Origin of the sequence: Thermosporothrix hazakensis, from assembly GCF_003253565.1 — a bacterium.
In the GTDB taxonomy this organism is placed as follows: Bacteria; Chloroflexota; Ktedonobacteria; order Ktedonobacterales; family Ktedonobacteraceae; genus Thermosporothrix; species Thermosporothrix hazakensis.
Map to the genome: position 1 here is coordinate 62,831 of NZ_QKUF01000007.1, position 14,254 is coordinate 77,084.

The 14,254-nt window shown below is 53.5% G+C and carries 14 protein-coding genes; 11 read left to right on the forward strand and 3 right to left on the reverse strand.

The window, feature by feature from the left end:
- Nucleotides 1-6: 6 nt before the first annotated feature.
- Nucleotides 7-402 carry a PleD family two-component system response regulator gene (locus EI42_RS12210; protein WP_170142569.1) on the forward strand — a complete coding sequence of 132 codons (396 nt, stop codon included), beginning with the start codon at nucleotides 7-9 and terminating at the stop codon, nucleotides 400-402.
- 73 nt (nucleotides 403-475) lie between these two features.
- Here the strand turns inward: EI42_RS12210 and EI42_RS12215 are convergent, their stop codons facing one another.
- The 3 genes from EI42_RS12215 to EI42_RS12225 form a co-directional block, all read right to left on the reverse strand.
- Nucleotides 476-682 (reverse strand): hypothetical protein, encoded by a 207-nt coding sequence (locus tag EI42_RS12215; RefSeq protein WP_111322270.1) that lies wholly within the window; start codon nucleotides 680-682, stop codon nucleotides 476-478.
- Nucleotides 683-826: 144 nt separating this feature from the next.
- The gene (gene erpA, locus EI42_RS12220; protein ID WP_111322272.1) at nucleotides 827-1,228 is read right to left on the reverse strand and encodes an iron-sulfur cluster insertion protein ErpA; all 402 of its coding nucleotides are present in this window, start codon (nucleotides 1,226-1,228) and stop codon (nucleotides 827-829) included.
- Between the two features lie 125 nt (nucleotides 1,229-1,353).
- Complete coding sequence (locus EI42_RS12225; protein WP_170142570.1) at nucleotides 1,354-2,964, reverse strand: S8 family serine peptidase; 1,611 nt, start codon at nucleotides 2,962-2,964, stop codon at nucleotides 1,354-1,356.
- Between the two features lie 231 nt (nucleotides 2,965-3,195).
- On the opposite strand from EI42_RS12225, the gene EI42_RS12230 reads away from it, so the two are divergent.
- From EI42_RS12230 to EI42_RS12275, 10 genes are all read left to right on the forward strand, one after another.
- On the forward strand, nucleotides 3,196-4,299 hold the full coding sequence (locus tag EI42_RS12230; RefSeq protein ID WP_111322276.1) for a M20/M25/M40 family metallo-hydrolase: 1,104 nt from the start codon (nucleotides 3,196-3,198) through the stop codon (nucleotides 4,297-4,299).
- A gap of 167 nt (nucleotides 4,300-4,466) precedes the next feature.
- Nucleotides 4,467-5,417, forward strand: a complete 951-nt coding sequence (trxB, locus tag EI42_RS12235) for a thioredoxin-disulfide reductase (RefSeq protein ID WP_111322278.1) — start codon at nucleotides 4,467-4,469, stop codon at nucleotides 5,415-5,417.
- A gap of 355 nt (nucleotides 5,418-5,772) precedes the next feature.
- Complete coding sequence (locus EI42_RS12240; protein ID WP_111322280.1) at nucleotides 5,773-6,225, forward strand: hypothetical protein; 453 nt, start codon at nucleotides 5,773-5,775, stop codon at nucleotides 6,223-6,225.
- Between the two features lie 225 nt (nucleotides 6,226-6,450).
- Entirely contained in the window at nucleotides 6,451-6,858 is a 408-nt protein-coding gene (locus EI42_RS12245) for a DUF2267 domain-containing protein (protein ID WP_170142571.1), read from the forward strand.
- 30 nt (nucleotides 6,859-6,888) lie between these two features.
- Nucleotides 6,889-7,548, forward strand: a complete 660-nt coding sequence (locus EI42_RS12250; RefSeq protein ID WP_111322284.1) for a dienelactone hydrolase family protein — start codon at nucleotides 6,889-6,891, stop codon at nucleotides 7,546-7,548.
- 17 nt (nucleotides 7,549-7,565) lie between these two features.
- Nucleotides 7,566-8,240, forward strand: a complete 675-nt coding sequence (locus EI42_RS12255; RefSeq protein ID WP_111322286.1) for a phosphoribosyltransferase — start codon at nucleotides 7,566-7,568, stop codon at nucleotides 8,238-8,240.
- 180 nt (nucleotides 8,241-8,420) lie between these two features.
- A complete protein-coding gene (locus tag EI42_RS12260; RefSeq protein WP_111322288.1) occupies nucleotides 8,421-8,930 on the forward strand; it encodes a fasciclin domain-containing protein in 510 nt (169 codons plus the stop codon).
- Nucleotides 8,931-9,140: 210 nt separating this feature from the next.
- Nucleotides 9,141-10,388 carry an allantoate amidohydrolase gene (locus EI42_RS12265; RefSeq protein WP_111322290.1) on the forward strand — a complete coding sequence of 416 codons (1,248 nt, stop codon included), beginning with the start codon at nucleotides 9,141-9,143 and terminating at the stop codon, nucleotides 10,386-10,388.
- 195 nt (nucleotides 10,389-10,583) lie between these two features.
- The gene (locus tag EI42_RS12270; protein WP_111322292.1) at nucleotides 10,584-11,984 is read left to right on the forward strand and encodes an FAD binding domain-containing protein; all 1,401 of its coding nucleotides are present in this window, start codon (nucleotides 10,584-10,586) and stop codon (nucleotides 11,982-11,984) included.
- Nucleotides 11,981-14,167 carry a xanthine dehydrogenase family protein molybdopterin-binding subunit gene (locus EI42_RS12275; RefSeq protein ID WP_111322294.1) on the forward strand — a complete coding sequence of 729 codons (2,187 nt, stop codon included), beginning with the start codon at nucleotides 11,981-11,983 and terminating at the stop codon, nucleotides 14,165-14,167. The genes EI42_RS12270 and EI42_RS12275 overlap by 4 nt, the downstream gene beginning before the upstream one ends.
- Nucleotides 14,168-14,254: the final 87 nt, after the last annotated feature.

The window sequence follows — 14,254 nt, forward strand, 5'->3', positions numbered from 1 at the left end:
CCGTCTGTGACAGTAAAAGTAGTGGCGCTGGAGAATGATCTGTTCTTCTCCGTGAAAATTCGTGATACCTTGCGCCATCACGAGATTGATGCTCAGATTGCGCGCACGCTGACCGCATTTGAGCAGCGGCTTGAGCAGGACAAGCCTGCACTGGCAATTGTGGATATCGCGATTCAACGGGTTGACTGGGAAGCTGCCATCCGAGCCGCCCGGGCGCAGAATGTTCCTGTTCTGGCTTTCGGCTCACATATGGATCTGGAGGCCCGGGCAAAGGCATTACAGGCGGGAGCGTTGAAAGTCATTGCGAATTCCAAGTTCGCAAAAGATATGCCCGATCTGGTGCAACGGATGATGAAGGCCCCGGAAACGGTTGTGTCTGAAGGGGAAGAAGAGGGCCACTAAGCATAGAAGGCCTTGCAAACACTGTTGAGATGCCGGACAAATAGTTCCGGCATCTCTCTTTTTCCCTTTTAGCTTATCGGGAGAACAAGAAAAGGTGCTTGATCCCGTAGGGGATACGGGTCAATCCATAACCTAGAGGATGCTTTTCATAGGTTGAGTGCTGTGGGCGATACGTCCAGCGTGCCAGATAGTATTTTTTGTATGCCTGAGCGGGGAAACGCGTAAAGGCTTGCGGTGGAAGAGCCCGAAAACGGGGACGATGGGCAATGCGACTACTCATCAGCACACACTCCTTGTGAAATGAGAATACTGGAAAAAAACAAAAAAGGTCCCTTCCCATGTCGATAATGCAACAGGGAGGAACCTTTCAGGTATGATCCAGACTCAGCCCCGAGGGGCTGCTAATGCCTGTTTGGTTACGGGATTAGTGACCGCAAGCGCAGCTGCGAGCCTCACCACCACCGTTTGCGGTGCGGAACGAGTGGCCGCAACCACAGGTAGAAACCGCATTCGGGTTATTCACGGTGAAGCCTGCGCCCATCAGGCTGTCAACATAGTCTACTTCGCTACCGCTGATATAGGTAATGCTCATCTCATCAATGAAGACTTTGAAATCATTGACCGGGATAACGGTATCGCCTTCTTGCTCTTCATCAAGAGTCATACCATATTGGAGGCCAGAGCAACCACCACCAGCGACAAAAATGCGCAGGCCAAGGCTGGGATCATTTTCCTGCTGGAGGAGTTCCGAGACTTTCTCGACTGCGGCAGGGGTCATTGTGATAACCTGTTCCTCTGTCGCCGTTTGCTGGTTCTGCTCAATCATGTATTCACCTCTTCACTGAGGGTTGTGAAAACCCTGAACTTGATTCTAGATATACTGGACAGTATCTACAGCGTTATTTAGCCGTATTATATACTGCACAAAATGAAGCGTCAAGCAGACGCTCCTCATAAACCAAAACGCTGTTGCACTCGAATAATATTCCCGAGCAAGCTCGGGGCTTCTGGTGGCATGCCAAAAAGACGCTCACTGGTAAACTCTTGCCCACCGGTTAAACGAAGCATGGAGTTTGAGGCCGACCATCCCTGAGACAGCAAATGAGCGCCCAGGCCGGTAATGATCGCCGCGGCAAAGGATGTACCGCTCCAATCCGCCCACCCGGATGTATTCATTTCTCCATTTGGATAAGTGGGCGAAATATATACACCACGAACTGCGTCGGGGAGTCCCTGCTTATCGGTAGAGCCATAGAGATCCCCCCCAAAGGTTGCAACCCCGGTATCCGAAGGGGCAATGTTGGCGGCGTTTGCGTAGAGTGCCGGAGTAAAATTACTGTTGACAGACGTTACACTCAGTGTCGAGTCGAAGCGAGCAGGAGCACGCGGCGGACGAGGTGGCAATCCCTGTTTGACCGCCTCGACCGAATCATTACCCGCTGCTGCCACAAGCAGTGCTCCATGAGAATAGAGGCTTTCACAGAGAAGGCGTAGGCCAGCTTCAATATGGTCTAGAATGCGTGTGATGCCTGAAAGCTGAGTGGTAGGCCAGTCGCGATGATCGAGCCAGATATAGGGAAGGCGACGGATATCAGGCATGATTGTCAGGCTGAGGTTGATAACCAGGCGGCGTGTGGTGCCTGTGACAAGCTCACGTTCAAGGTCGCTGAGAGCCGCGATCAGGCTATAGAGATCTCCACCCCCGTAATCATTCAGCACGCGAATCAGCCGGATGCGGGCTCGAGGCGCGACATCGCGAACCAGGCCAGCCAGCGAGATGCCATGATCGGGCATTGGGTAATAGCGAGTATCGTTGTAGATATCGCGTCCGGTCCGAACATCGTTTGTCGGAGCATAACGGTCATATTCAACCACAAAAGAGCCATCATTCTGCCGCAGATCGGAGGCAAGACGCTGAAGCAGCCAGTTCCGGCGCAATTCTGGACGACTGGCGGCGGTCAGGATACGATCAGGATGCAGCGCGGTATCAAGAATCGCAACCTGTACATCTTCGGCGCCTCGGGTATCTACCGGAAAATGCTGATGTAACAATTTAACACGCCAGCCAGCCAGTGCATTGTTCGGAGACGGCGCGGCCAGGGTTGGTGTTGGTTGGGGAGGAAATGCCGGCCCCCCCTCGCCATAGAAATGGGTGGCAGTTGTCACCAACCAGTGAGGCATTGCGGAGACGATGTGTAAGCCCTGTTGTGAAAAATAGTCCAGCCGTGATTGAATGTAAGAGATGGTCATAGGAACGGGGTCGCTGATGCTGGCATCAGTGTGGCTTACATGAAAGAAGATCGCCAACAGCGGTTGCTTGCGGTGAAGGCCAAAGATAAAGGAGCGGCGGCGAATCGGTGGAAGCGTAGGGGTTGTCCGCCAGCGTCCTGCTGTGCCATAGAGCTCCAATGTAAGCTGATATTGTGAGAGAAAGGTATTGAGTTGTAAACGGATCTGTTCAACAAGGGCGTCTGTGGAGTCATCAATAGGTAAACCCGGTAAACGGGCCACCAATATCATTTCACCAGGAATCCAGTAGAAAAGCTCACTTGGTGTACCCATGATCTCCGTAGAACTACGAGACATGCACGATAAATCCCCCTCCACATGTAGTGGTGCTAGCTGAAAGCTGACGAGAATGCCGCATCACGTGTATTCCCTTGCGCTGTATTATAGCTGAACAGTGAACGAGAAACAATCAGGTAACTTTTCTGGCCTATTTGTTATAATCAAGCCGGGTGTGCTGGCACAACTTTTATGGTAGAAACAGTTTTACTGTAAAGGAGAGAAAAGATGTATTCCAGGGAACTCTTCACAACTCTGGTTGAAATTGTGCGCTTACCAAGTACCTCCGGGCACGAAGATCATGTTCGCGCCTATCTTCAGAAGCGTCTGGAACACCTGGGTATAGCGTTTGAGGTTGACGAGGTTGGTAATCTGATTGCGACCATACCGGGAGAAGGCCCGGCTTTGATGCTGAATGCACATATGGATCGGGTGCCGCCTGGACTCGGTCATGAACCAGTGCTACGTGACGGAGTGCTCTACAGCGACGGAAAAACCAATCTGGGAGCCGATGATGCTGCCGGGATTACCATTATCCTTGAAGTGGTGCGCCGTCTGGCGGAGCAGCGGATCCCTCATCCCCCGCTGGTGCTGGCCTTTACCGTACAGGAAGAGGCTGGGCTATGTGGGGCAGCGCGCTTGAAATCGCGTCCCTGGAATGTGCGGGATGGTCTGGTATTTGATAATGCCTATGAGGCGGGGGTTGTGGTTTCTGAGGGCGCAGCTTACGAGGCCTTCGATATCGTGTTAACCGGGCGGACCGGGCATCCCGGGAAGGATCTTTCACGGACCGTGAACGCGATCGAGATCTTTCATCGGGCACGCTATCCACATGGCTCATTGGCTGATGACCGCACACGGATCTCCATCGGGAAGATTACAGGTGGTGTGTCTCGCAACGCGATTCCCGCCGAGGTGCGGATTGAAGGGGAGCTACGCAGCTTTGAGCCGCTTGCGGTCAGGCAACAGTATATGCGTGAACTTGAAGCCGCTTTTGAACAGGCGGCCCGCGAGATGGGTGGTCAGGCAACCGTGGCCTTCAGCCCGCACTCACAGGGATATCATGTAGATGAGAATGAGCCGTTGTTACAGGTGTACCGTTCTGTACTCGCCGCACGTGGTGAGACGTTGCGCCTGCGGCCAACTTTTATCGGCAGCGATACGAGCGGGTTCCGTCCGGAGATTCGTGCGTTTACGGTCTCTACCGGCGTTGTCAATGAGCACACCTTTGATGAGTATGTGCCGCTGGCTCCGCTGGAACAATTGGTTATCGATACTCTCGCGGTGTTGGAGCGGTGGCGTTCTGGTTCTCAGTCTGAAAAGGGTGTATAATCCCTGCAATAGACATGCGATATGCATACAATATCCGGGAGATACTTCCTGATGTCTTGCTCTCCAGGTCGAATAGTGGCTGGCAGTATGTGCACAGGGCATAAAACCCGGGTGGTGGATGTTAATAATAGCAGAGCAAGCTAACAAGTGAACGAGGATAACGATACATGTCAAAGATTTACGGCACGATCATAATTGGTTCTGGACCGGCAGGCTACACGGCTGCAATTTATGCTGCTCGTTCCAATCTGTCGGTGCTGGTGTTGCAGGGCTACCAGGCTGGCGGACAGTTGATGTTGACCAGTGAAGTAGAGAATTACCCCGGCTTTGAGAATGGTATTCTTGGGCCGGAGATGATGGAGAAATTCGAGAAGCAGGCGCAACGCTTCGGGGCGGAGTTGCTCCCTGAGGATGTCACTGCTGTCGATTTCAGCGAGCGTCCCTTTAAAGTGACCACCGATTTCGGCGAGTACTTCGGCCAGACCGTCATTATTGCGACGGGCGCGAGTGCAAAATGGCTGGAATTGCCCGCTGAGAAGCGTTTGCAGGGTCGTGGCATCTCTGCCTGTGCAACCTGTGATGGCTTCTTCTTCAAGGGCAAGGATGTGGTTGTTGTCGGTGGTGGTGATACCGCGATGGAGGAGGCAAGCTTCCTGACGCGCTATGCCAATACTGTGACGCTGATCCATCGGCGTGATACCTTCCGGGCCAGTAAGATCATGCAGGAACGTGTCCTGAAGAATCCGAAGATTACATGCGTGATGGATTCAGAGGTCGTTGATATTCTGGGTGAGCAGTCTGTGGAAGCGGTGAAATTGCGCAACGTGAAGACCGGCAAAGAACAGGAACTGGCAACACAGGGCGTTTTTGTCGCTATCGGCCATCAGCCGAATACCTCGCTGTTCAAAGACATCATTACGATGGATGAGCACGGGTATATTATCCCGGTTGAGCATACAATGACCAACATTCCTGGTGTGTTTGTGGCGGGTGATGTTACTGATCATCGTTATCGTCAGGCAATCACTGCCGCAGGAGAAGGATGTAAGGCCGCGATTGATGTCGAGCGCTGGCTGGAGGCTCAGGGGCTCGATGTGGGTGTTGAGAGCTGGGACTAATAAAAGCGTTACATGTGTATCCTGAGAGTGGGCCATCAAGACGATGGCTCACTTTTTTTCGCACTTTGAGGAAGGTCAGGCAGATGAATGTGAGCCGGTTCACTGTGTGTTGATAGCGGCGCTGCTACCATACAAAGAGAGAATAGGCCAATCAGAAGAAATGCAGCAATAGAGAAGACTAAAGATCACGGGTTGAAGACTTTTTACACTCTTTTCAGTACTAAAGGTTTGCTCTATGTTACTGTAGCATGTATTGATACGTCTCTATCAGGGAAGCGTTGTTCTCAGTTCTATGGAATGGACAACTCGGTAAGTGGGGTATTTATGATCGAAAGAATTCTTGGAGGGACTTTTTATGGGAGGTAACAGCTTTGAGCTTCTTATGCAATCCATTATCCAGCAACAAAAGGTGATGGAGGCATTAGAGGCAGAGAACCGCGAATTACGCCTTCAGATTCAGGAATTAAAAGAGGGACGTGGCGTCTACATTGACATCTGTGGAACACGTTTCGCTTTGCGCGTGGATACGCTGACACCGCAAGCTACGGCTCCATTGACTGAATACAATGTAACACCTGTCGTGTCCGAAGAGACACAGCAACCACAAGCGCAAGAAACCGGGAAAGATGAAGGCAACGAGCAGAAAAAGGAATCCTCTTTCCTGGAGGAAATTATGATAGATGAGTTTGCCGCACAGACAACCAGCCCTATGTCTGTATGGAAGGGGTCGGCACAGAAACAGCCGATTAACGAGGAAGAGAAGGCGGCCTTACGGCGCGAGCTTTCAGGAAGCTTTATTCTGGAATAGGAACAACGCAGCAGGGAAGAGAACCGCCTTCCCTGATTTTTTTCTACACGATGATGTAGCATCGGCTTCTCAGGCCAGAATTGAGAAGCCGTTTTTTTCTTTTGGGCGAACGCTGTGACCTCTCTGGATGGCTCCCGCTTTTCCTGCTCGTCACTTTCCCTGCTGACGAAACGTGAGGTATAGAGGACTGAGATGCAAGGTTTTCAAAGGAACAGGAGGGATACCGTGAAAGCTGATGAAATAATCAGCAAAGTAATGAAGAGGGCAGAGATTGGCTCTCGTGTCGAAGCGAAAAACGCGATTCAGGCCACTGTGGAGACGCTTTCGGAGCATCTGACCGCAGAGGAATGTCAGAACTTGTCCGCTCAATTGCCACCAGAGATCGCGGACTCTATGCGGAGCTCACGGCCAGGTGGTGAGGCCGAGCGTTTCTCACTTGATGAGTTCTTTCAACGTGTGAGCCAGCGCGAGGACGTCGGTTTGCAGGAGGCAACCAGACATACTCGTGTGGTCTGTGCTGTCCTCGCGGAAGCCATTACGATCGGGCAACTGGACCATCTCAAGGCACAGTTACCGAACGATATTGCTCGGCTGTTTGATGTCCAGAACGAGGGCGAAATACCTGAGCTTTAACGTCCTTCCCGAGAAAGGAAGGCCAGAATTATGACTGATGTACAGAAGCAGGAATGTCAAATCCCGATCAATGATGTGATTACCCTTGATGGAACGCTCGCTATACCGGAGGGCGCTCAGGGGATTGTTCTGTTTGCGCATGGCAGTGGCAGCAGTCGCTTTAGCCGGCGTAACCTGTATGTCGCGCAGGTGCTTCAGGAGGCGGGAATTGCCACACTGCTGATGGATCTTTTGACACGGGATGAAGAGGTGCAGGATCAAGTGACAGCGGCGCTCCGCTTCGACATTCATTTGTTGAGTGAACGTGTCGGAAGGGCAAGCGAGTGGCTGAGTGTCAACGAGAAAACGGCGCAGTTCTCGCTTGGCTACTTTGGGGCCAGTACAGGCGCTGCCGCCGCACTGGTCGCGGCCAGTCAACATCCACTACTGGTGAAGGCGGTGGTATCTCGTGGAGGTAGGCCCGATCTGGCGGGTGCTGCATTGAAAAAGGTAAAAGCTCCTACGTTGTTGATCGTTGGCTTACGAGATCCGCAGGTTCTGGAACTCAATCGTCAGGCATATGATGTGCTACAGGTTGAGAAGCAACTGGACGTGGTTGAGGGCGCCACCCATCTGTTTGAAGAGCCCGGAGCACTGGAACAGGTCGCGGCTCTGGCGCGTACGTGGTTTCAGCGTTATCTTGCAGGCTAAGGAAAGGAGGTGCGGCAATGGTGGAAGGACGCTATAAAGATCGTCAGGAAGCAGGACAAACGCTTGCAACTCATCTGATGCAGTATGCAAACCGCCGGGATGTGCTGGTGCTGGCGCTTCCTCGTGGTGGTGTGCCTGTTGCGTATGAGGTTGCTCGGGCGTTGCATGCTCCCCTGGATGTGTTTCTTGTACGCAAGCTCGGGGCTCCTGGCCATGAAGAGCTGGCTATGGGCGCAATCGCCAGCGGAGGCATCCGCGTGTTAAATGCCGGGGTGATCGGAACGCTTGGTATTCCTGAGAACACGATTGAACAGGCCACCGAGAGGGAACAGCGAGAACTGGAACGCAGAACACAGGAGTATCGTGATAATCGTCCAATGCCGGTGCTCCGTGGTAAAACGGTGATTCTGATTGATGATGGTCTGGCGACCGGCGCAACTATGCGGGCGGCGGTCAGGGCTGTGAGGCAGAAGCAACCACAACGGGTGGTTGTAGCGGTGCCCGTGGCCGCACCTTCGACGTGCGCTGAACTTGCTGAGGAAGTGGATGAGATGGTCTGTGTGCGTCGGCCGGAGCCTTTTTTTGGCGTCGGGCTCTGGTATGAGAACTTTGCTCAGACCTCTGATGATGAGGTTCGAGCGCTGCTCACGCGGGCGACAAAGGAGATACCAGTGCCATCGTGGAACCAGTGATGCTGGTGGCGCTTCCCATGTCCTTCAAGCTGCTTTCTCCCGCTCCCCTGAAAAAGCTGCCCTTCGGGGAAGCCTGCAAGTCTCTCTTGCGTTGCCAGAGTCACTTTTCATTGAAAGGAAGCGTGCTAGGTGTAGCAGAGTCTCTTGTCAAACTCTCACTGCTGACAGAAGGGAAAAGCTATGAGCAATATAGAGAACGTCTTGCAGGAGAAGAGCTATCCTGTGACCTTTACTGCACTGGACACGCTGATTCGAGCGACAGGGCTGGAATATATCTTACAGGGAGATCAGCCTGTTACCCTTTTTGCCCCCTATGATAAAGCGTTTGAGGATTTACCATTGAACGTGTTTGATCTCTTGCGCGAAAATAGCAAGCTTACCGAGCTGTTGAAGTTCCATATTGTACCATTGAGATTGTCGGTAGGCGAGATGCGTGAGGCCTGGGAGAGCAGTATGCAGGCCAGTGGAGAGAACCGGGTGGAAGAGATGCAGCTACAAACGCTCTCCGACCATTTGTTACGCGTCGATTTTGGGGTTGAGGATGAACTGCGAGTGGAAGGCGTGGACGTGATCGAGCTTGATGTTCAGGCAGATAATGGGGTCATCCATGTGATTGATAAGGTGTTATGGCCCCCTGATCTCTCCGTTGATGATTTTCTCGCGCGTGCCCCCGGCGAATCGACACCTTAGCGGAAGAAAGGGGATGAGCGGCACTGCCAGAAGATGGCTTGCTGCTCGTTTTTTTTTGTGGCTCAGAGGAAACAAGAGGTGCTGTCATCAGCTATGCTATACTGAGACAGAGAGCATCTATTTGGGCAGGATCTCGTATTAACGGTGAACAGGATCGGCGTTTTCAGTTGATGAACGTTTGTGGCCCTTCAGGATCCGGGAGAAAATGATATGGAAATCGCAGACGTTGCTCGCACCGTAATGGAACGTTGTGATGTGCTTGCAGGCTATAGTGAAGAGCATGGCCGCCTGACCCGACGTTTTGCTTCACATCCCATGAAGGAGGTCAATCGGCTGGTTGAGACCTGGATGCGTCAGGCAGGGATGGCGACCCGGCAGGATCACGCGGGAAATATCATCGGCAGATATGAGGGACAGGGGAGCAGCGAGAAGGTGTTTCTGCTTGGCTCGCATCTTGACACTGTTCGTGATGCGGGAAAGTATGACGGAGTACTCGGGGTGCTGGTGGCGCTGGCTGGCATTGAGCTATTACATGATCGACGCGAGCGGCTTCCGTTTGCTCTTGAGATCATCGGGTTTGCTGATGAAGAAGGGTTACGCTATCACTATCCTTTTCTGGGAAGTAAGGCGTTGACAGGATCGCTTGAGAAGTCGATTCTCTATTTGACGGATGAGCAAGGTATTCCACTGATTGAGGCTATTCGACATTTCGGGGGCAAGCCTGAGGCACTTATTTTTCATTGTAGTGAGCAGAAACGGTATGATGATTGGCTGGGGTACTGTGAGGTGCATATTGAGCAAGGACCTGTACTTGAGGCGAAGGGACTTCCAGTCGGGGTTGTGACTGCTATTACCGGGTTGAGTCGCTGTAAGTTGGTGTTTGAAGGCGAGGCCAATCATGCCGGGACACAACCAATGGCTTTGCGTCGGGATGCACTGTGTGCGGCTGCTGAGTTTGTGCTGGCCGTTGAGCGCTACGCAGGTACGGTTGAGGGATTGGTGGCGACGGTGGGTCAGCTCCAGGTGAGTCCCGGGGCCATCAATGTAATTCCCGGGCGGGTGTCGCTCAGTCTGGATGTGCGGCATCAGGTAGATGCGATTCGGCGCGAGGCTGATCAGAAGCTCTTTGAGGAGGCAATACAGATCTGCACCCGGCGCGGAATTCAGGTAGCGCGTGAGGAGATGCAGGAGACGCCGACTATTCCCTGTACGCCCTGGCTGATGCAACTGCTTGAGCAGGCTATAGATCAGGTGGGAGGTATGCCCTGTGCTCTACCGAGCGGTGCGGGCCACGATGCGATGATTATGAGTCGATGCACGGATATCGCGATGCTGTTTGTGCGCTGTCTGGGTGGTATCAGTCATCATCCCGCCGAATCGGTATGTATTGAGGATGTGGCACAGGCAATCAGGGTGATGGAGCGTTTTTTCCTGCTGCTGAAGCAGCACGTTTTGTAGTTCGTCTCTTTTATGACGGCACGTGAATGCTTCCATTTCTTCTGGGGTTGCGTATAGTCAGGACGTGTGTGCAATACTCAGGTTGGTGAGAAAAAAGTTGACAGGGTAGACGTTCATAGTAGTGGATATCCCGAAAAGTGCACGTGGGTCTGGCGTATCGTGGCAGCCGGAGTGAAACAGAAAAAGAGGTGAGGCATGTGGCAGACCTATTTGAGGCCTCGATCCCTGAATGAATTGCTGGAATTGATACAGCAACATGCAGGTAAGGCAAGGATGATTGCAGGTGGCAATGATGTGCTGGCTGAATTGCAACGTGATGAGAGCTCCATTCCTACCCTGATCGATCTGACGGGTGTAAGTGCTCAACTGCGATATATACGCTACAATCATAGGAGCACTGCGACTCCCACCATCGCCATAGGCGCTCTGACTACCTACAATGATGTTCTTCGATCGGCCGTTTGTCAACAGTATGCCTTTCCTCTCGTACAGGCATGTCGGGAAGTTGGCTCTCCACAGATTCGCACCCGTGGCACCATTGCCGGGAACCTCGTTACCGCAGCTCCCACAAGTGACATGCTCCCTACTCTTGCAGCGCTTGGGGCTGAACTGGTTCTCCTCGACAAGCAGGGGGAACGGGCCATTCCCCTTGAAGACTTCTACTACGGCGCTTACAAAACCGCCCTGTGTACCGGTGAACTGGTACGGGAGATCCGGGTGCCTGCGATGCAGAAAAGCCAGCGTGGCTGCTTTCTGAAGCTTGGTGTTCGACGTGCGCAGATTGTGACGGTGGTCAACCTGGCGATCCTGCTTACGCTTGAGAACGGTATGATTCACGAGGCTCGGATAGTTCCAGGCTCTTCCAGTGCGGCACTGCAACGCGCTGTTTCGGCTGAACAATTTTTGCTCGGACAGAAGCTTGAGGCATCCGTATGGAAGGAGGCGGGAAGGCTGGCAAGCACTGATATTTCTTTTGAAGAGATGTCCCATTGTTCGGCGCAGTACCGTCGGCATATGCTCTCTGTTCTGGTTGCGCAAGGACTGCACCAGATCGCGGAGGAAGTTCCGGAGTGGAAGGGTGACCCGGTGTTGCTGGAAACGATAGTGCCGACAAGCGAGGAGCTGGAGCCTGTAACCCGCGAGCTTGAGTTGACGGTCAATGGTCAGCGCTACTGGCTCACCGAGGGGCAGGAGAAGACACTGTTACAACTCCTTCGGGAAGATCTCGGGTTGACTGGCACAAAGGAGGGGTGCTCTGAGGGAAGATGTGGTGCCTGTACAGTCTGGCTGAATGGTAAGGCGGTTGTATCCTGTCTGGTGCCGGCCTGGCAAGCACATCGCGCCACTGTAACGACGGTTGAGGGACTGGCGCAAGGGAAAACAATGCATCCGCTACAGCAGGCTTTTATTGAGTGTGGTGCTGTTCAGTGTGGCTTCTGCACTCCGGGAATGCTGATGGCCGGGGGAAAATTGCTGGAAGAGAAACGCAATCCAGATGTGGAACAGATCCGTGAAGCCTTGAGCGGCAATGTGTGCCGGTGTACAGGATACCTGAAAATCATTGAAGCAATTCTTCACACTGCGAGGCAGATATGACAGAGATAATCGGGAAGGCACTACCACGGCCTGATGCGTTGGAGAAAGTCACCGGTCAGGCCAGATATCCTGCCGACCTGGTACAGCCACATATGCTTCAGATTCAGGTTGTGTTTGCGCGACGACCGCATGCGCGGATTCTTGCAATTGAGACTGAGAAGGCATTACAGATTCCCGGCGTTGTGGCCGTCCTGACAGCGCAAGATGTTCCCTTCAACCGCCTGGGTCCGATCTTACCGGATCAGCCTGTTCTGTGCGGGGAGAAGGTGCGCTTTGAAGGGGATCGTGTGGCGCTGGTGCTGGCGGAAAACAAGCGTGCGGCAAAAGAGGGGGCCCGTCAGATACACGTTCTCTATGAAGATCTGCCCGCGGTCACTGATCCACGCGAGGCGCTTTGTGAAGGGGCGCCATTGGTGCACGAACAGCACGGCTCAAATTGTCTGCTGCATTTGCCTTTGTGCAAAGGCGATCCTGTTCGTGCCCTTCAGGAGGCAGATGTTATTGTAGAGGGAGAATTTCGGACAGGATGGCAGGAGCATGCCTTTCTCCAGACCGAGGCCGGGATCAGCTATATTGATGAGCGGGGCCGTGTGGTTGTGGAGACGGCGGGCCAATGGCTGTACGAGGACCGCAGACAGATCGCTCGTATGTTACAGCTTCCCGAGGAACAGGTTATTGTGCGCTATGCGGCGGTTGGTGGTGCGTTTGGTGGTAGAGATGATGTGTATGTCCAGCCACTCCTGGCGCTCGCTGCCTGGAAGATGCGCCGTCCGGTTGCGCTGGTATGGAGCCGGGAAGAATCTTTTATCGGGCATCATAAGCGGCACCCGACAACGATACGCTGTCGTTGGGGGGCTCGCCGTAACGGACTCATCACAGCAGTAGAGGCCGAGATTCTGGCAGATGGTGGTGCGTATGCCTCTACCAGTACTGAGATCCTCAAGGTAATGGCTCTGCTGACCAGCGGCTGTTATGAGGTGCCACATATCAAAATTGATGGCTATGTGGCGTATACAAATAACGGAGTCTCGGGAGCTTTTCGCGGGTTTGGCGCGCCGCAGATCCACTTTGCGACCGAGTGCATGGTGACCCGTCTGGCGCAAAAGCTCGGGCTGGACCCGGTGGAGTTTCGCAGACGCAATATGATACGGGAGGGCAGTACAGAACTTGCGCACGCTCCCTTGCCTCCTGGGGTGAGCGCGTCGGCTGTGCTGGAAAAATGTGCTGAAGAGGTTCAGAAGCGTTGGCACAGAGAGGACCAACAGCCGAACGAGGAGGTCAGGAGAGGAATCGGCCTCGCATGCGGCGTCAAATGTATGGGGTATTCCTTTGGCTTCCCTGAGCAGGCCACAGCGACGGTGGCGGTCTTTGGAACCGCCGAGCCGGAGCGAGCTGAAGTTCGGATTGGCGCGGCTGATGTCGGACAGGGGGCGCATCTGACATTACAGCAGATCGCGGCTGAGACGCTTCAGTTGCCACTGGAGCGGGTGTCGCTGGTGTGTCATGAAAGCGGTACGGTTCCAGATGCCGGATGTACAGCGGCTTCTCGCATAACCCTGGTTGCCGGACGCGCCGTCAAGGAGGCTGCCCGGGTGGCCCGGGAGAAGTGGAGCGATACCGATCAGGAGAGTGCTAAGGCTACCGTACAGTATCAGCCACCGACTACCATTCCGCTGGAACCTGTGCCACAGCGGGGACAGCTTGGTTTTTGCTATGCCTATGCTGCGCAAGCGGTAGAGGTTGAGGTTCATAGAGAGACCGGCGTTGTGCATGTTCGGCGTGTCATCAGTGTTCACGATGTTGGCAAGGCGATTAATACGCAACAGATCACGGGGCAGGTTGAGGGTGGAGTTGCGCAAGCTATCGGGTATGCTTTGCTTGAAGACTTTCCGTTCAAGGAGGGCCGGGCACTGGTTCGCCAATTTGGTGAGTACGCGCTACCTACAGCCGCCGATATGCCCGATGAAATCGTTTCGGTTCTACTGGAACAGGCTGATCCGAATGGACCGTATGGTGCACGTGGCATGGCAGAGATGCCGCTTGTCCCGTTCGCTTCTGCGGTTGCCATCGCGATCCAGCAGGCAACGGGCGTCTGGATTACACAGCTTCCAATGCTACCTGAGCGTGTTCTGGCCGCAATTCAAGAAAATGCCAGCACTTCCTCTGCAATGCAAAACGATTGAAGATCGAATTATATTCCTGTGTATATTGAATTTCAGTGCGTTGCCTTTCTCTGCTGATCTGCGGGAAAGGCAGACGATTATTGTATT